The sequence below is a fragment of the Streptomyces sp. Ru73 genome (assembly GCF_002920575.1).
Lineage (GTDB): Bacteria > Actinomycetota > Actinomycetes > Streptomycetales > Streptomycetaceae > Streptomyces.
The window spans coordinates 18,739-35,063 of the sequence record NZ_PQSQ01000084.1 but is presented as its reverse complement, the minus strand read 5'-3'; the positions used below and the strand labels follow the sequence as shown (position 1 = coordinate 35,063).

At 73.1% G+C, this 16,325-nt stretch carries 16 protein-coding genes; 6 read left to right on the top strand and 10 right to left on the bottom strand.

The annotated features are described in order from the left end of the window. Positions 1-859: PLP-dependent cysteine synthase family protein (locus C3486_RS28285; RefSeq protein ID WP_103835612.1), on the top strand; the 859-nt coding region annotated here is incomplete at its 5' end. Further along, positions 856-2,100, top strand: a complete 1,245-nt coding sequence (locus C3486_RS28280) for an MFS transporter (RefSeq protein WP_103835611.1) — start codon at positions 856-858, stop codon at positions 2,098-2,100. The genes C3486_RS28285 and C3486_RS28280, both read left to right, overlap by 4 nt. 64 nt (positions 2,101-2,164) lie before the next feature. Here the strand turns inward: C3486_RS28280 and C3486_RS28275 are convergent, their stop codons facing one another. Together C3486_RS28275 and C3486_RS28270 are read right to left on the bottom strand one after the other, a co-directional pair. Then, positions 2,165-3,469: a radical SAM protein gene (locus C3486_RS28275; RefSeq protein ID WP_103835615.1), complete on the bottom strand. Its 1,305-nt coding sequence runs from the start codon at positions 3,467-3,469 to the stop codon at positions 2,165-2,167. A gap of 314 nt (positions 3,470-3,783) precedes the next feature. Continuing rightward, positions 3,784-4,236: a DUF6314 family protein gene (locus C3486_RS28270; protein WP_103835610.1), complete on the bottom strand. Its 453-nt coding sequence runs from the start codon at positions 4,234-4,236 to the stop codon at positions 3,784-3,786. Positions 4,237-4,471: 235 nt separating this feature from the next. Between C3486_RS28270 and C3486_RS28265 the strand changes: the two genes are divergently transcribed. Both C3486_RS28265 and C3486_RS28260 read left to right on the top strand, forming a co-directional pair. Beyond that, entirely contained in the window at positions 4,472-5,383 is a 912-nt protein-coding gene (locus tag C3486_RS28265) for an SDR family oxidoreductase (RefSeq protein WP_103835609.1), read from the top strand. A 134-nt stretch (positions 5,384-5,517) separates the two neighbouring features. After that, complete coding sequence (locus C3486_RS28260) at positions 5,518-6,588, top strand: chitinase (protein WP_103835608.1); 1,071 nt, start codon at positions 5,518-5,520, stop codon at positions 6,586-6,588. A 33-nt stretch (positions 6,589-6,621) separates the two neighbouring features. Here the strand turns inward: C3486_RS28260 and C3486_RS28255 are convergent, their stop codons facing one another. From C3486_RS28255 to C3486_RS28245, 3 genes are all read right to left on the bottom strand, one after another. After that, the gene (locus C3486_RS28255) at positions 6,622-6,987 is read right to left on the bottom strand and encodes a DoxX family protein (protein WP_181138733.1); all 366 of its coding nucleotides are present in this window, start codon (positions 6,985-6,987) and stop codon (positions 6,622-6,624) included. After that, positions 6,984-7,589: a TetR/AcrR family transcriptional regulator gene (locus tag C3486_RS28250; RefSeq protein ID WP_103835607.1), complete on the bottom strand. Its 606-nt coding sequence runs from the start codon at positions 7,587-7,589 to the stop codon at positions 6,984-6,986. The genes C3486_RS28255 and C3486_RS28250 overlap by 4 nt, the downstream gene beginning before the upstream one ends. Positions 7,590-7,910: 321 nt before the next feature. Then, entirely contained in the window at positions 7,911-8,624 is a 714-nt protein-coding gene (locus C3486_RS28245; RefSeq protein WP_103835606.1) for a hypothetical protein, read from the bottom strand. Positions 8,625-8,744: 120 nt separating this feature from the next. Here C3486_RS28245 and C3486_RS28240 point away from each other — a divergent pair, with 120 nt between their 5' ends. Further along, positions 8,745-9,122, top strand: coding sequence for a hypothetical protein (locus tag C3486_RS28240; RefSeq protein WP_103835605.1), 378 nt, complete (start codon positions 8,745-8,747; stop codon positions 9,120-9,122). Here the strand turns inward: C3486_RS28240 and C3486_RS28235 are convergent. The 3 genes from C3486_RS28235 to C3486_RS28225 all read right to left on the bottom strand — a co-directional run bounded on the left by C3486_RS28235 (position 9,109) and on the right by C3486_RS28225 (position 12,702). Continuing rightward, the gene (locus C3486_RS28235; protein WP_103835604.1) at positions 9,109-10,320 is read right to left on the bottom strand and encodes a DUF1266 domain-containing protein; all 1,212 of its coding nucleotides are present in this window, start codon (positions 10,318-10,320) and stop codon (positions 9,109-9,111) included. The genes C3486_RS28240 and C3486_RS28235 overlap by 14 nt on opposite strands. 78 nt (positions 10,321-10,398) lie before the next feature. Then, the gene (locus C3486_RS28230; protein WP_146075077.1) at positions 10,399-11,061 is read right to left on the bottom strand and encodes a hypothetical protein; all 663 of its coding nucleotides are present in this window, start codon (positions 11,059-11,061) and stop codon (positions 10,399-10,401) included. Between the two features lie 129 nt (positions 11,062-11,190). Next, a complete protein-coding gene (locus C3486_RS28225; protein WP_103835602.1) occupies positions 11,191-12,702 on the bottom strand; it encodes an LCP family protein in 1,512 nt (503 codons plus the stop codon). A 164-nt stretch (positions 12,703-12,866) separates the two neighbouring features. Here C3486_RS28225 and tatA point away from each other — a divergent pair, with 164 nt between their 5' ends. Beyond that, positions 12,867-13,166, top strand: a complete 300-nt coding sequence (tatA, locus tag C3486_RS38285; protein ID WP_258053037.1) for a Sec-independent protein translocase subunit TatA — start codon at positions 12,867-12,869, stop codon at positions 13,164-13,166. Here the strand turns inward: tatA and mgtA are convergent. Both mgtA and C3486_RS28210 read right to left on the bottom strand, forming a co-directional pair. Further along, positions 13,156-15,831, bottom strand: coding sequence for a magnesium-translocating P-type ATPase (mgtA, locus tag C3486_RS28215; protein ID WP_103835601.1), 2,676 nt, complete (start codon positions 15,829-15,831; stop codon positions 13,156-13,158). The genes tatA and mgtA overlap by 11 nt on opposite strands. A gap of 5 nt (positions 15,832-15,836) precedes the next feature. Further along, positions 15,837-16,199 (bottom strand): metalloregulator ArsR/SmtB family transcription factor, encoded by a 363-nt coding sequence (locus C3486_RS28210; RefSeq protein WP_103835600.1) that lies wholly within the window; start codon positions 16,197-16,199, stop codon positions 15,837-15,839. Positions 16,200-16,325 lie beyond the last annotated feature (126 nt).

The window sequence follows — 16,325 nt, the reverse complement described above, 5'->3', positions numbered from 1 at the left end:
CATGGAACCGCTGATGACCGGGCTGCTCTCCGCGTACGGTGCCGACGTCGAGGTCGTCGAGGCACCGCACCCGGAAGGAGGCTGGCAGCAGGCCCGCCGGGAACGCGTCGCCGACCTGCTGGCCGCCTCCCCGGGCGCCTGGTGCCCCGACCAGTACCGCAACCCCGACAACGTGGCCGCCTACGCACCGCTCGCCCACGAACTCATCGCCCAGCTCGGCCGCATCGACGCCCTCGTCGTCTCGGTCGGCACCGGCGGCCACTCCGCCGGGGTCGGTTCGGTACTGCGGCGCTACTTCCCGCACCTGCGGATCGTGGGCGTCGACACCACCGGATCGACCATCTTCGGCCAGCCCGCCGGGCCGCGCCTGATGCGCGGTCTGGGCAGCAGCATCCATCCCCGCAACGTCGCGTACGACCTGTTCGACGAGGTCCACTGGGTCGCCGCCCCCGAGGCCGTGTGGGCCGCCCGTACCCTGGCCCGCTGCCAGTACGCGACCGGCGGCTGGAGCGTCGGCGCGGTCGCCCTGGTGGCCCGCTGGCTGGCGGCGCGCATGCCGGCCGAGTCGCGGATCGTCACCGTCTTCCCCGACGGGCCGCAGCGGTACGTCGGCACCGTCTTCGACGACTCCTACTGCCGTACGCACGGTCTGCTGGACCACCGGGTGGCCGACGAACCGGAACACCTCGGCCATCCCGGCAGTGCGACGGTCACCCGGTGGACCCGCTGCACCACCGTCGTCGACCCGCTGAACTCGCCGGGCCCTGGGAACACACTGAGTCCGCCCAGCCGGCCGAACCCACTGGGCGCCGGGCACGCTGCCCACGAGGACTGCGCGGCAGCGGAGGTGACCGCGTGAGGACGCTGTGGCGGCAGACCCGCTCCTTCTCTTCCCCCGTACAGCTGCTGATGGCCAATCAGTTCGCCATCAACCTCGCGTTCTACATGCTCATGCCCTACCTCGCCGCCCACCTCTCCCACGGGCTCGGCCTGGCAGCCTGGGCCGTCGGCCTGGTACTCGGCGTGCGCAACCTCTCCCAGCAGGGCATGTTCCTCATCGGCGGCACCCTCGCCGACCGCTTCGGCTACAAGGCCCCCATCATGGCCGGCTGCCTGCTGCGCACCGTCGGCTTCGGGCTGCTCGGCTGGGTCGACAACGTGCCCGCCCTCCTCGCGGCCTCGGCCGCCACCGGATTCGCCGGCGCCCTCTTCAACCCGGCCGTGCGTGCCTATCTCGCCGCCGAAGCCGGTGAGCGGCGGGTGGACGCCTTCGCCACCTTCAACGTCTACTACCAGGCGGGCATGCTCCTCGGCCCGCTCGTCGGGCTGGCCCTGCTGGTCGCCGACTTCCGCCTGGTGTGCACGACCGCGGCCGTGCTCTTCGCCGTACTGACCCTGCTGCAGTGGCGCGCGCTGCCCGCACGCCGCGAGCACGCCGAGGACCGGGGCGGCGTCCTGACGCAGTGGCGCACGGTGCTGTCGAACCGGCCCTTTCTGCTCTTCTCCGCCGCCATGACCGGGTCCTACCTCCTGGCCTTCCAGGTCTACCTGGCCCTGCCGCTGGCCGCGTCCGACGCCCTCGGCGCGCGGGGCACCACGGTCACCAGCGGGCTGTTCGTCGTCTCGGCCGCGGTCGCCGTGGCGGGGCAGCTCCGCCTGACCCGCTGGGCGAAGCGGCAGTGGCAGCCCGGCGCGGCGCTGGTGCGGGGGCTGGCCACGATGGGTCTGGCGTTCCTGCCGCTCGCCCTCACCCCGCCGGGCTCCACCGTGGCCGTCGTCGCGTCCCTGGTCGCGGCGGTGGCGCTGCTCGCCGCCGGCTCGGCGGTGGTCTACCCGTTCGAGATGGACACCGTGGTGGCCCTGTCCGGCAACCGCCTGGTCGCCACCCACTACGGCCTCTACAACACCTTCTCGGGGCTCGGCATCACCCTCGGCAACCTCGTCATCGGAGCGCTCTGGGACTTCGCCCAGCGGCATGACGCGCTGTGGCTGGCCTGGGGTGCGCTGACCGCCACCGGCCTGGCGTGTGCGGCCTCGGTCGCGGCCCTCGCCCGCACGGGACGCCTCGTCCCGCGGCAGCCGCAGCCCGTGGCGGCCTGACGGCGTACGGAGCCGGGCCGGGCGCACAGCGGCGTCCCGGCCCGGCTTCCGCTGTTTCAGCAGGTCACCCCGCGGAGACCGGGGCGCCCTCCTCCGGGGGCAGGGTGTCCATGAACGAGCTGACCGAGAAGACCGCGCGGCCGGCGCCGGCCGGGCCGTAGCCGGGGGGCGAGGACAGCCCGTGCCGCTGCATCGCCGAGCGGTAGGCGTCCAGCAGCCGGATGTGGTACTCCAGCGGCGCGCCCTGCGGGTTGGTCTTGCCCAGCGGCGTCGTCGGCTCCGGGCACCAGGTGGTGAACCGCGGGGTGATGCCGTGGGACATGAAGAAGTCCAGGCCCTCGGTGGTGGAGGCGATGGCCTCGTCCACCGTGTCGAAGCCGTACGGTGCCGCCATCTCGACGCCGGCGACGAAGTTCGGGATCACGTTCCGCGGCCCGAAGACGTCGGCCGAGTCCAGGATGCGGCGGTGCCACTCCTCACGGCCGACGTACCGCTCCTTGCCGGGGCAGTACAGCTCGAAGAGCCGCTTGTCCCACACCTCGAAGTTCGGGTGGTAGATGCGGATGCCGTAGTCGTGGAACCGCTTGACGTCGTCCTTGGGCAGCGCCTGTGCGACGACCTTGCCGGTCCAGCGGCCGGGGAACCGCTCCTCGATGGCCTTGGCGTACATCCCGTAGAAGTCCGCCTCGTCCTTGCCCTGCACCTGCGAGGTGATCGAACCGCCGGTGAGGGTGTACGCGCTGGAGGCGCCGAGGGTGTCGTGGTCGGAGATGATCTGGAGCGCCTCCAGCACCTCCTCGACGGGCTTCACGCCCGTGTACGGGCGCCCGGCGGCCTTGTGCTGGCGCCAGTTGTGGTTGATGTCGCAGTACTGGCACTCCTCCTTGGCGCCGAAGTACTGGCAGACCCGGAAGACCGTCAGGTAGATCAGGTAGCCCCACTGGATGGTGGGCGCCACCTCCATCACCGACTTGCCGTTGGCCAGCGTGTGCCGGTAGTAGTCCGGCATCGGCGGCAGGCCGACGTCCGCGATCCGCTTCCCGTCGAGGTAGAGCCCGAGGGCGCCGTCCTCGCCCGCCTGCACGCGGTACGGGGAGTCGGGGTTCACCCGCACCGAGACGACGGTACGCCGCAGGTCGTACGGGCCGCCGGTGAGCACGACCTCCTCCGGGGGCCGGCGCAGCGCGGCCTCACCCAGCTCCGGGAGCGTGCGGTGGTCGAAGGAGAAGATGAAGTAGGACTTCGGCTTGACCTCGCCGGTCGCCTCGTCGGTGGTCTCGCTGAGCGCGGAATCGTCGAAGGCCATCCCGCCCCGGAGCAGGTCTTCCTTGATCACCGCTTCCCGCGGGATGTGCGGGAAGCGCTGCATCAGGTCCTCGACCAGGGCGGTCCGGTTCGGGTGCCCTTGCAGGTCCTGCTGGGGGGACACGCTTCCCCGTGACGGCACGGGGGACGGCATCGGCAACGGCGTCGGGGTTGGCGGCATGGTGTGAACAAGCTCCTCACTTCGCGGCCCGGGGGCGTACCCGACGGTACTCCTGCGCCCGAATTGCCCGCACACCTGCCTCCCCGGTCCGGCCACCGGCACCGGCGCGGGGCCGCTCGTACCACCCCGCCCGGCGCCCCCGCGGCCGGTCTGCGGCGGGGCCGGCGGTCCGGTCAGCGGCGGGGCCGGCGGTCCGGTCAGCGGCGGTCGCGGCGGTAGACCGAGGTGAGGAGCTGGTCCTTGGCGGGGCCGCTGACGGCCCAGCGCAGGTGCCACTCGTCCGGGGAGAGGACGGTGAAGGTGCCCTCGTACCGGTCGGCGGCGCACTGGTGGACGGCCGTCCAGTGGCCGCTGCGCAGGTCCAGCAGGTGGAAGGGGCGGCCGTCGGCGAAGGACACCTCCGCCGTGCCGTCCGGGAGCGGCAGCATCCGCAGGGTCCGGCCGGCGTTCCGCGTCGCGCCGCCCCACTCCACGACGCCCTCCTCCTCGTGCAGCCACTCGCCGTCCGTGTCCCCGGCGCGGAACTCGGCCCGGCCGGTGAAGCTGCCGGTGCCCCGGCCGTCGGACAGCTCGCGCCGTACGCGCCAGCCGCCGGCGAGGTAGGCGAGCGCGTCGGGTACGGCGTGGACGGTGCGGCTGGACGAGGACATGACCACAGTTTCTCACCGGGAGCCGCCGGAGTGGCCGGGGGCCCGGCCGGCTCCATTCGGGTCCGCCGGGGTCACCCTTTCGGCTGCCGGCGCGGCCACCGTGGAGCGGTCGCGTGACGCCTGTCCCGTTTGGTCCCGTTTGTAAACGGTGCTCGAAGGTTACGCGTAGGGCGTCACAGGTGATCGGAGGGACCGGGCCACCGCCGCCCGCGGCAGACACTCAGGAGGCTTCCCCATGCAGGACAACGGCAGCGCCCGCGGCACCGAGCCGCAGGTCACCTCGGAGCCGAAGCCGCCCTACCCCAAGCAGCGGCAGCAGCCGCCGGGGCTGGAGCGGGACATGGAGCTGCGGCCGCGGTACCAGGCCGAGCGCTACCGCGCCGCCGGGAAGCTGCGCGACAAGGTGGCGCTGATCACCGGCGGGGACTCGGGCATCGGCCGGGCGGTGGCGATCCTGTACGCGCGCGAGGGCGCCGACGTCGCCGTGACGTACCTGCCCGAGGAGGAGCCGGACGCGGCGGAGACCCGCAGCGCGGTGGAGGCCGAGGGCCGGAAGTGCCTGCTGATCGCCGGTGACCTGGCGGACGAGTCCTTCTGCCGGGAGGCCGTCGAGCGGACCGTGTCGGAGCTGGGCGGCCTGAACGTCCTGGTGAACAACGCGGCCCACCTGAACAGCCAGACGGACCTGTCCCAGCTCTCCTTCGAGGACTGGGACCGGTCCTTCAAGGTCAACGTCTACGCGTACTACCACCTGCTGCAGGCCGCGCGCCCGCACCTGAGGGCGGGTGACGCGATCATCGCCACCGCGTCGGAAGAGGCGCTCAAGGGCAGCGACACCATGATCGATTACGCGGCCGCGAAGGCCGCGCTGGTCAACTTCACCAAGTCGATCGCCTCGCACCTGGCCAAGGACGGCATCCGCGCGAACGTGGTCGCCCCGGGCCCCACCTGGACGGTGCTCAACGTCGCCGACCAGAACATGCCCATGGACGGCCTCGCCCAGCTCGGCAGCCAGGGACCGATGGGACGCGTGGCCCAGCCGGAGGAGATCGCGCCGACGTACGTCTACCTCGCGTCCGACGCGGACTCCAGCTACACCGTGGGCGAGATCGTCGCCGTCACCGGCGGGCTGACCAACACCCGCTGACGCTCGCTCAGCCTCTCCTCGGGATTGGTCCAGACCCATTGACCTCAGGTCTGGACCAATTTACGGTATGGCCACTCACCCGGTCATCCCGGCCATGACGGCCCCGCGCGCGCCATGGCGAGAGAGGACACCGCATGATCGGTAAGGTCTTCCGTCTGCTGGGCGCCGGACTCGCGCTGGTGTGTGCCGCGCAGCTGCCGGCCGCCGCCGCTTCCGCCGCACCCGCCACGGCCACCGCACCGCAGGCCGACACGTGCCCCGTGAAGTCCCGCCCCGCGGGCAAGGTGCTGCAGGGCTACTGGGAGAACTGGGACGGCGCGGCGAACGGCGTCCACCCCGGACTCGGCTGGATCCCGGTCACCGACTCCCGTATCGGCGCGCACGGTTACAACGTCGTCAACGCGGCCTTCCCCGTCATCCGCTCGGACGGCACCGTCCTCTGGGAGGACGGCATGGACGCCACGGTGAAGGTCCCCACGCCCGCCGAGATGTGCCAGGCGAAGGCGAACGGCGCGACCCTGCTGATGTCCATCGGCGGGGCCGCGGCCGGCATCGACCTCAGCTCCTCGGCCGTCGCCGACCGGTTCGTCGACACCCTCGTGCCGATCCTGAAGAAGTACAACTTCGACGGCATCGACATCGACATCGAAACCGGCCTCACCGGCAGCGGCAACATCAGCCAGCTCTCGCCCTCCCAGGCCAACCTCATCCGCATCATCGACGGCGTGCTCGCGAAGATGCCGTCGAACTTCGGCCTGACGATGGCCCCCGAGACGGCGTACGTGACCGGCGGCAGCGTGACGTACGGCTCCATCTGGGGCGCGTACCTGCCCATCATCAAGAAGTACGCGGACAACGGCCGTCTGTGGTGGCTCAACATGCAGTACTACAACGGCAGCATGTACGGCTGCTCCGGCGACTCCTACTCCGCCGGCACGGTCGCCGGGTTCACCGCGCAGACCGACTGCCTGAACAAGGGGCTCGTCGTGCAGGGCACCACCATCAAGGTGCCCTACGACAAGCAGGTGCCCGGCCTCCCCGCCCAACCGGGCGCGGGCGGCGGGTACATGACGCCCGCTCAGGTCTCGCAGGCATGGAAGACGTACAACGGCGGCCTGAAGGGACTGATGACCTGGTCCCTCAACTGGGACGGGTCCAAGGGCTGGACCTTCGGGGACAACGTCAGGGCGCTCCAGGGCCGTTGATGCGTGCCGCCGGGCGCTGACGCCCGGCGGTCCTCACAGGCTGGATGCGTAGGACACGACGAGGGCGGCCGTGGAGAGGGCGAGCAGGCCGAGGCAGTTGAGCCAGAACTCGGACTGCAGGAAGCGCGCCCGGACGTGGGCGGCGGACGCGGCGAGGAAGTAGCAGATGACGCCGGCGTTCGCCGCCGCGCCGATGCCCGCCACGAAGATGCCGGTGATCAGACCCGCCCCCGCGAGGAGCTTGATCACGACGAGCGTCCACCACCAGTCCTCGGGGAACCCGACCCCGTTCAGGCAGCCGCGGATGAAGGCCGGCGGGCGGACGGACATCAGGGCGTCCACGACGAGGACGCCCGCGAGCAGTGCTTGCGGCCACCACGGGTCCGGTATCAGGGTCATTGCTGCTCGCTTTCCTGGTGCTCAGTGATGAACTGCACGACGGAGACGAGGTCGTCGACGGGCCCGCTCGGGTCGTCCCCGCCGGCCCCCGCGCCGGCGAAGAGCGTGCCGAGGTAGGCGAGGTGGATCGCGGCCGCACCACGGGCGGCCGCCTCCGGAGTGAAGCCGGCGCGCGCGAGGACGTCGCCGATCTCGCGCCGCAGCACCGCGGCGAGCTCGTGGAAGACGCCGGCCCGGTGCTTGCCGGTCACGAGGGCCGCCGCGTACTGGCGGGCCAGTGCGGGATCGCCGTAGAAGAGATCGACGAACGGCGCGAAGAGGGCGAGGATCTCGTCGGCGGGGCGGCCGGGGGAGGAAGCCGTGCGGTTCGCCGCGGCCTTCTCGGCACGCGTGCGGTGCAGCGCGTCGATGCGCCGGTCGAAGAGCTCCACCAGGATCGCCGCCTTGTCGCCGACCGCCATCACGGTGCCCACGCTCACCCCGGCCTCCCCGGCGATCTCCCGGACGGTGGTGGACTCGAAGCCGCGCGCGGCGAACAGGCGCCCCGCGGCGCTCATGACCCGCTCGCGGGTGGCTTCCCGCTGTTCCCTGCGCGACGTCATACGGCGCGCCGCGACTGAACCTGTTCACTGAACATGTTCATAACGTAATCCCCGTGCTTGACCGCCGTCAATGGGGCGGCTGCGGCGCGCGGAGGACCGGAGAGAGCCGGGGAGCCGGGGAGTCGGCTCGCCGGGTACAGCCTGCTGCTGGCCACCTTCCTCCTGGGCACGGCGTTCCTGGCCCCCGCCTGCGCCTGGGACCTCAGCGCGCACGGCAGCCTCCCGGTCCACACCGGCACCGTCGCCGCCCTGCTGTATGTGGGAGTGCTCTCCTCGGCGTCACCCTCAACTCCCGCGCCATGCAGCGCGGCTGACGCGCGGTCAGCGCGCTGCCGTCAGCTCCCGCTCGCTGTGCGCCCCCTGGTCCGCGCTGCTGACGGTGACGCTGCCGGCCCCCTCGTCACCGTCCCACCACGCCACGGCATCCCGCGCGAGCGCATCGACGTACTCCGCCGTCCTGGGCTCCTCCCGGATGAGGTAATCCGTGGCCACGCTCACCACGCCCTGACCCCCACGGCCGTACCCGATGGCGAGCGAAGCGACGTGCCCGGCCCGGTCCCGGCCCTTCGCACGGTGTGCCGCGATCCAGGACCGGAAATCCGCCAGCAGGTTGACGGGCTCCGCACCGCCGTACAGTGCCTCCTCCTTCGCGACCTTCCCGCCCTGCCCCCGGAACGTGGCGCTGCCGGCCGCGGGGTCGTCGTCCCACCACTCCCGGAACGCGGCGGCCAGCGGCCCGACCTCCGTCTCGGCGGAACCCCACGGCCCGTAGTCCGTGAGCACATCGGCCACCCCGGCCCGGCGGCCGGATGCGTACCGCAGCCGTACGGACAGCACATGCGCGCCCAACTCGGCGTCGTGCGGCGCGTCGTCCGACGCCAGCCACGAGCGGAAGCCGCGCAGGAGGTGCGGATCGTCCTGCCGGGCGCTGTCGCGGTCGCCGTCGGCCGATGCGCAGGACGTCAGCAGGAGCGCCGCGACCGCTGCGGAAAGTGCGGTCCGCCCAGGTCGTCTGCGGGGGAGAACCGTGGTCATGGTGGGACAACTTATCCCATACGCAGGGGCACACATATTCCGTTGTGGTGGCAGAGGCACGGCCATAGGGTCGCCGGCATGTCCCTGCGAGTCCGTATGCGTCGAGCACTGCCGGAAGCGATGCGTTCCGGTGACAAGTCCGCGGTGAGCGCCCTGCGCGCGACGCTTGCCGCGCTGGACAACGCCGAGGCGGTGCCCGTGGGCCCGGGCGCGGCCGGTGCCTCGGCTCTGGAGGAGTCGCCCGTCGGCGCCGGTGCCACCGAAGCGGTGCGCAAGGAGCTGAGCGAGCGCGAGGCGGCGGAGATCGTGCGTGCCGAGGCGGACGAGCGGCTGGCGGCAGCGGCGCAGCTGACCGCACCGGCGCACGCGGACCGGGCCGCGCGGCTCCGTGCCGAGGCCGCCGTGCTGCTCCGGTACCTCGACGGCCCGGACACCGCGGCTCCGCACCCGGCCGCGCACACCGCCCGGCGGACCGGACAGCCGGTCACGGACTGCTGAACGGGATGGCCCGCCAAGGACTTTCGGGGTGGCCCATGAGGATGCGGTGGGGGCTGAGGGCCGAGGCGTACATGTGGCCGAAGGACTCCTCGTCGAAGCGGAGGGCGCGGCCCAGGACGTAACCGGCGGAGAAGCCGGCCCAGGAGGAGTACGCGGCACGGGACAGCTCGCCCGCGCGGACCACCGCCGCCTCGGTCTCCTCCTGACCGGCGTAGCGCGCGCCCAGCCCCCAGCGGGCGAAGTTCACCGCGCGCCCGTAGTCGTACGCGAGCGCCGAGGTGACGACGCTGCCGGGACCGTCCGGCGTCAGCAGGCCGTCGGCCCGGAAGCGGGCCTCGTACCGGAGGATGCGGCCGACGGCCTCCCGCACCGCGGCGGCGTCCCGTTCGTCGCCGCCCCGCTCCCGCACGTCGGCGACGGCCAGCCCGCGCCACTCCTCCGGATCCACCGGGCGGCCGGGCCGCTCCGCGAGGAGCGCGTTGCGCACGCGGAGGGCGAACTCCGGGTGCGGCGGGCTGTTCTCGCCGCGCAGCAGGTACGTGAGCTGCTCCTGCCAGCCCTCCCGGTCCGTGACGCCCCAGGAGTCGCGCAGGCACTCCACGTCCCCGGGGTAGTCGTCGTAGACCTCGCCGACCTCGTTCCACAGCACCTGGTTGTGCACGGCGAGATGACCGCCGCAGGCGAGGCCGTGCGCGAGGGGGCCGGTCAGCGGGCCGGTGTGCTTGGTGAGCAGTTCGTCGTCGTCATGGCCGCGGCGCTGGATGCGGCGCTCCAGGCGGCCCCACTCGCGGTACTTCTTCGCGTCGTACGGGATACGTGCCGAACAGGGGCTGCCGGGGTTCACGACCACTCCGGCGGGCGTGCCGTCGGCGGTCTCCGTCCGCCCGATGGGGAAGCGCAGCTTGCAGACCACCAGATCGTCCCGGCGCGGCAGCAGCCCGCGGGTGTAGAGGGGTACGCACTGCCCGTCCGCCGGGTCGCCGAGGAGCAGCGTCGCGGCGTCGTCGCCGAGCCGGTCGTACTCCTCCTTGAAGAGCACGGTGAACAGCTCCTCCGTCATCAGCACCTTGAGGTACGTCCACCAGTCGCCCCGCGACTTGGCCGCCAGCAGCGCGTGTTCGACCGCGGTGGGAGGCACCCAGCGGTCCGCTTCGTCCGTGGCCGGGTCCCCCGCGGGCCCGGTGTGCGGTATTGCCATGGAGCAGCACGTTAATGCATGTCAGAGGGCTGGAACGCCGTGCGCCCGGCGGGCGTTGGGCGGTCCCAGTCCGGGTCCTCAGTCGTCGCCGACGAGCGCGAACGCGAAGGCCAGCCTGCGGTCCAGCCACTCCGCCCGGATGCTGACCTTCTCGCTGCCCTCGGAGACCATGACGGTCTCGTCCGCCGCCCGCCACTCCAGCGTCCGCGGTGAGGCGGGCAGGTCGCCGCCGTCGCCGGGGCGGAACAGGCCGTCGGCGAGCGCGGTGGCCAGCCGCCCGGCGGCCCGTCCCGCGACCTCCCTGGCGCTGCCGCTCGCCCAGGCGTTGCGGCCGGTGATCTCCGGGCGGCCGGGCTGGTCGAGGCGCCAGGTGTGTTTGAAGGGCCGCCTGGGCGGGAGGCGGCGCAGTGTGCCGAGCACCTCGCCCCGCCCGTCCCGTACGACGTGGTGGCGTTCCCCGTCCGCCTCCCGCGGCTCCTCGACGTAGCAGAGCAGCCGCCGGGCCGCGGCGTCCTCGTACAGCGTGAGTTCGGGGCGCGCGGGACCGGTGGCGGAGTCCGGTCCGGTGCCGGCCGCGGTGCCGACGTACGCGCAGGGGGCGAGCACCAGGTCGTTCCTGCCGCCCCTGGGCACGCGCACCGCGCGCGGCCCCCATCCGGTCCGCTTCCGCCGGGGCGTCTCGGGCCGTTCCACGGAACCGATGACGAAGGTCCACACCGTCTGCCACGCGACGGTTTCCACCGGCGGCTCCTGCACCGCCGCGTCCCGCCCCCTGCCGAACACCACCACTGCCTCCTGCGCGTACCGGAGCGGTCCTCCCTCCGGAGAGCGTCGAGCCTACTGGCCGCCCCGCGGCGGGCCCCGCCCCGGTCAGCCGTACGAGAGGTTGCTGCACGGGTTGTCGTCGGCGGTCCGGGCCGTGTCGCCGACCTGCTCGGAGAGGTCCGAGGAGGCGCCGGGCCGGGGAGCGTCGGCGTAGTCCCGGCCGAGGGTGACGGTGATGCCGTTGTCGGCGACGGACGTCAGCCGCGCGCCGGGGAAGACGCGTGCGACGGTACGGGCCCGGGCCTCCTGGCCGGGGCCGTAGCGGATCTCGGTGGTGGCGAGGTCCTGGGTCTCGGCGGTGGCGGTGCCGCCGACGGTGAAGCCGTCGCCCTTGAGCGTCTCAGCGGCCCGGGCGGCGAGGCCGCTGGTGGTGGTGCCGTTGTAGACGGTGACGCTGATGCCGGCGCCGTTGACCGGCTCGCTCGCGGTGGGGGAGACGGCGGGACGCTTCTCCTTCGCCTTGCCGTCACCGGACTTGCCGCTGGCGTCCTTGCCGTCGACGGTGCGGTCGGCGCGGAGCGCGGCCCACAGCTCGTCGGCCTGCGGGTGCTGGATCGCCACCCGGGCGCCCTGGTAACGCCAGGGCAGAGTGAGGAACTTGGTGTTGTGCAGGTCGATGTCCTGCAGCGACATCGCGAAGGAGATGAGCTTGTCGGCCGTGCCGAGGCCGGGGTCGACGGTCATCGCGGAGGTGGCCGCCTCCGCCAGCGGCATCAGGTGCGTGGGCGTGAGCCCGTCCTCCTTGATCTTCTTCACCAGGGCGGCGACGAACGCCTGCTGCCGCTTGATGCGCCCTATGTCGGAGCCGTCCCCGATGCCGTGCCGCAGCCGTACGTAGTCCAGCGCCTGCTGTCCGGAGACGGTCTGCGGGCCCTTGGCGAACAGCCGCTTGCCGCGCGAGCCGCGGTGGGGGTTCAGGTCGCCCTGGTAGATGTCCTTGGGCAGGCAGACCGGCACCCCGCCGACGGCGTCGGTCATCTTCGCGAAGCCGGCGAAGTCCACCACGACGGTGTGGTCGACGCGCAGGCCGGTGAGGTGCTCCACGGTGTTCTGCGTGCAGGCCGGGTTGCCCTGGGCGGTGTCGCCGACCGTGAAGGCCGAGTTGAACATGGCGTCGGTACGCGGTTCGGTCCACGTGCCGTCGGGGAGTTTGCACGCCGGGATGTCGACGAGGGTGTCGCGCGGGAAGGACACCGCGACCGCGTGCCGGCTGTCGCCGTAGATGTGCATCAGGAACGCGGTGTCCGAGCGCCCGATGTCGCCCTTGCCGCCGCCCAGCCTGCTGTTGTCGCCCGAGCGCGAGTCGGAGCCGATGACCAGCACGTTCTGGCCGCCGGCGCTCGCGCCGGGCCGGTCCCGGCTCAGCCCGTCCGCGCCGAAGGTGCTGATGTCGCCGTTGAGCCGCAGGTACACCCAGCCGGCCCCGGCGGCCACCAGCAGCAGGAGCGAGAGCGCGGTGGCCGCGAGGACCCGCCCGCGGCCCCGCTTGCGCCGTGCTCTGCGGGCAGCCCGCCTGCTGGGGCGGCGGTCAGCGCGCGCTGTGTGGCTGCCAGGCATGGTGCACCCTCATTCGTCCGGTGTCGTGCGCGGGCGGGGACGACTCGGCGTCGGCACGGCATGCGCCGGCCCCGCGGTTGTATGATTGCGCAATGTAGCAAGTGTTCTTGTGGGCCCCGGTGCGCGGGGCTCACGGCATGAGGGATGAGGGAAGGCGGGACACAGTGTTTCTGCGCAATGGGCTGGAGCCCTGGCATCTGCTGATCGTCGCGATCGTGCTCGTCCTGCTGTTCGGCTCCAAGAAGCTGCCGGACACCGCCCGCGCACTGGGCAAGTCGCTGCGGATCCTCAAGAGCGAGACCAAGGCGATGAAGGACGACGAGCAGCGGCAGGCGACGCACGAACCGGCCACGGCGTACGAGGTCGCCGCCGACCGCGAAACCGCGGCGGCGCACGACCCCGCCCGGACGGAGAGTCCCGCCGCGGCGCACCGGCCGGCCGGCGGCGGGACCGTCAGGTCCTGAGCCGCCGGGACCGCGCCCCGGCGACCAGCAGGGCAGCGGCGTACGGCGTGAGCACCACCGCGAGCAGCAGGTAGTAGGGGACCGGCAGTGCCCCCATGCCGAGCAGCGGGCCGAGCGGCGAGACCGGGAGCAGCAGCCCGACGACGGTGAGCGCGGCCGCGGCCCGGCCGACCGGGCCCGGCGCGCGCGGCCCGGTGTGTCCCGTGGCGCGCCATCGGCTCGCCGCACGCAGCAGCACCATGACCAGCGCCTGGGTGATCAGGTTCTCGGTGAACCAGCCGGAGTGGAAGGCCGCTTCCCGGTCGGTCACGCCGGGCCAGTCGAGCACGAGCGCCAGCAGCGCGAACGTGGCCAGGTCGGCGACCGCGTTGAGGGCACCGAAGACGCTGATGAAGCGCAGGACGTCGCGCGGACGCAGGGCGGTCGGCCGGCGCAGCACCGAGGGGTGCGGCCGGTCGTGGGCGAAGGCGAGCTGCGCGGCGTCGAAGCACAGGTTCTGCGCCAGCACCTGGGCCGGGAGCATCGGCAGGAAGGGCACCAGCAGCGCGGCGGCGAGCATCGCGATGACGTTCCCCAGGTTCGAGGAGAGCGTGACGCGCAGATACGTGATGATGTTGCCGCTGCTGTACCGGCCTGCGGTGACGGCGTGGTCGATCGCGGTGAGGTCCTTGTCGCCGAGGACCACGTCCGCACTCTCGCGGGCCACGTCAACGGCGCCGCGCGGCGCGATGCCCACGTCGGCGGCGTACAGCGCCGGGAGGTCGTTCACCCCGTCGCCGAGGAAGCCCACGGTCGTGCCGCCGGACCGCAGGGCGGCCACGATGCGGCCCTTGTGCTCGGGCGCGCACTCCGCGAACACCGTCGTACGGCGGGCCGCCTCGGCGAGCTCCGCGTCGTCCAGCGCTTCGACGTCCCGCGCGGTGAGGACGGCGTCGGGCTGCACGGCGATGCGCAGGTCGTGGCAGACGCGTACGGCCGTGCCGGCCTGGTCACCGGTGAGGATCTTCACGGTGAGGCCGCGGGCGGTGAACGCGCGCAGCGCGTCGGCAGCGGTGGGCGCGAGGGCGTCGCGCAGGGTGAGGAAGCCGCGGAAGGTGAGGCCGCGTTCGTCGGCCGGGGTGTAGTCGCGCAGCCGGGCCGGGCGTTCGGCCGTGGCGACGGCGAGTACGCGCAGGCCCTCGGCCGCCTCGCGGGCGGCGAGCTCCGCCAGCCGCGCCCGCTCCGCGGGCTCCAGCGCGCACCGCTCCAGGACGTCGGTGACCGCGCCCTTGACGACGAGGGTGTGGCGGCCGAGCCGGCCGGGCGTCTGGACGACGGCGGTGGCCAGCCGGCGTACGGGGTCGTAGGGGAGCGCCGCCACGCCGTCGTGGGCCAGGAAGGCGGACTCGTCGGCGGCGTCCATGACCGCCTCGTCGAGCGTGTCCGGCGCCGGCAGGTCGGCCAACTGCAGCGTCCACCAGGCATTGACCGCCGCCCAGTCCAGCACGGCCGGGTCCTCCCGGCCCTGCTCGTCCAGCGCGCGGTCGACGACCGGGCGGTCCTGGGTGAGGGTGCCGGTCTTGTCCAGGCACAGCACCTCGACCGCGCCGAGGTCGTGCAGCGCGGGAAGCCGCTTGACGATCACACCGTGGGTACGGGCGAGGAGCGCCGCGCCGCGGGCCAGGCACGCGGTGACCACGACCGGCAGCATCTCCGGGGTCAGCCCGACCGCCACGGCCACAGCGAACGGCAGCGTCTCCAGGCCCCGCCCGTGCAGCGCCGCCCCCGCCATCAGCACCAGCGGCGGCGTGAGCAGCATGAAGCGGATGAGGATCCAGGAGATGCCGTGCACGGAACGCTCGAAGGTGCCGGCGGCCCGCGGGCCCGCTCCTGCCCGTACGGCCGCGAACCGGGTGTCGGCGCCCGTCGCCAGCACCACAGCGGTACCGCTGCCGGCGGCCACGCTGCTGCCCTGGAAGCACAGCTGCGGCCGCGCGAACGGCCCGCCCGCTTCCGGGGACGTCTCCACCGCCTCCTTGGCGACCGGGGCCGACTCACCGGTGAGCGGCGCCTGGTGCACGCTCAGGCCCCGCGCCCGCAGCAGCCGTACGTCGGCAGGCACCAGGTCGCCGGGGCTGAGCCGGATCACATCGCCCGGCACCAGCTCGTCGACCGGCACCTCCCGGGCCTGCGGCGGCCCGCCCCCGTCCGGCTCCGGGCGGCGCAGCACGGTCGCGGTGGTGGCGACCAGTCCGCGCAGCGCCGCCACCGACCGGTCGGCCCGGTGCTCCCCGGAGGCGCGCAGCGCACAGCTCGCCGCGACCAGGCAGAGGATCACGCACGCGGTGCTCCAGGCCGCGGTGACGGCCGACACCAGGCCGAGGCAGAGCAGTACGGCCGTGAACGGATCGCGCAGGCTGCGCAGGAACCGTACGGGCCAGGGCACCGTCCGCCACGCGGGCAGGGTGTTCGCCCCGAACCGGTCCAGCCGCGCGGCCGCCGTGCTCTCCGTCAGCCCCCGCGGGCCGGTGTCCAGCGCCCGCAGCGTCTGCAGTGCCGTCAGCCCGGCCAGCCGCTCCCCGCCCTGCCCGGCGACGGCCGGTCCACCGGGCGCCCGCGTGGTGGCGGGCCGGCCGGGTGCCGTGGGGGCCACCGGTGTCGCTGAGGTCTCGGGCACGGGTTCCATGGGTCTCAGTACGGGGAAGTGCCGGTCCTGCCGGTCGCCGTACCGATCTCCCCGGAACGCACCGCCAGCTGGCCGATCATCATGCGCATCACGGCGACCACGTCGGCGTCGTCGACGTAGTAGATCTGGCGGCGGCCCTCGCGCCGGGAACCCACGAGCCCGGCCAGCTTGAGCTTCGTCAGGTGCTGGCTGACCGCGGGCAGGGCACCGCCGACCCGCTCCGCCAGCCCGGACACGTCGCTCTCGCCCTGGGACAGCGCCCACACGATGTGCAGCCGCTGCTCGGACGCCAGCAGCCCGAAGATCGTGGCCGCTTCCCGCAGCACCTCGGCAGGAGGATCCGTCGGTCCACCGGCACCTGCCGCCACAGTCCTTCTCCCTCCTGGCCGGGGCGCATGCCCCGGAATCGGTCGCGCCAAGTCTAGGCGCTCGCCGGAGCCCGCCGTACGGGAGAGGGAAGCGCGGGGCCGGGCGGCGGGCCGGTCACTGCGGGA

Bases quoted from the DNA above. Each gene is read 5' to 3' on its own strand.
- C3486_RS28275 (WP_103835615.1), bottom strand. From the start codon at position 3,469: ATGCAGCGCTTCCCGCACATCCCGCGGGAAGCGGTGATCAAGGAAGAC.
- C3486_RS28270 (WP_103835610.1), bottom strand. From the start codon at position 4,236: ATGTCCTCGTCCAGCCGCACCGTCCACGCCGTACCCGACGCGCTCGCC.
- C3486_RS28265 (WP_103835609.1), top strand. From the start codon at position 4,472: ATGCAGGACAACGGCAGCGCCCGCGGCACCGAGCCGCAGGTCACCTCG.
- C3486_RS28260 (WP_103835608.1), top strand. From the start codon at position 5,518: ATGATCGGTAAGGTCTTCCGTCTGCTGGGCGCCGGACTCGCGCTGGTG.
- C3486_RS28255 (WP_181138733.1), bottom strand. From the start codon at position 6,987: ATGACCCTGATACCGGACCCGTGGTGGCCGCAAGCACTGCTCGCGGGC.
- C3486_RS28250 (WP_103835607.1), bottom strand. From the start codon at position 7,589: ATGACGTCGCGCAGGGAACAGCGGGAAGCCACCCGCGAGCGGGTCATG.
- C3486_RS28245 (WP_103835606.1), bottom strand. From the start codon at position 8,624: ATGACCACGGTTCTCCCCCGCAGACGACCTGGGCGGACCGCACTTTCC.
- C3486_RS28240 (WP_103835605.1), top strand. From the start codon at position 8,745: ATGCGTTCCGGTGACAAGTCCGCGGTGAGCGCCCTGCGCGCGACGCTT.
- C3486_RS28235 (WP_103835604.1), bottom strand. From the start codon at position 10,320: ATGGCAATACCGCACACCGGGCCCGCGGGGGACCCGGCCACGGACGAA.
- C3486_RS28225 (WP_103835602.1), bottom strand. From the start codon at position 12,702: ATGCCTGGCAGCCACACAGCGCGCGCTGACCGCCGCCCCAGCAGGCGG.
- mgtA (WP_103835601.1), bottom strand. From the start codon at position 15,831: ATGGAACCCGTGCCCGAGACCTCAGCGACACCGGTGGCCCCCACGGCA.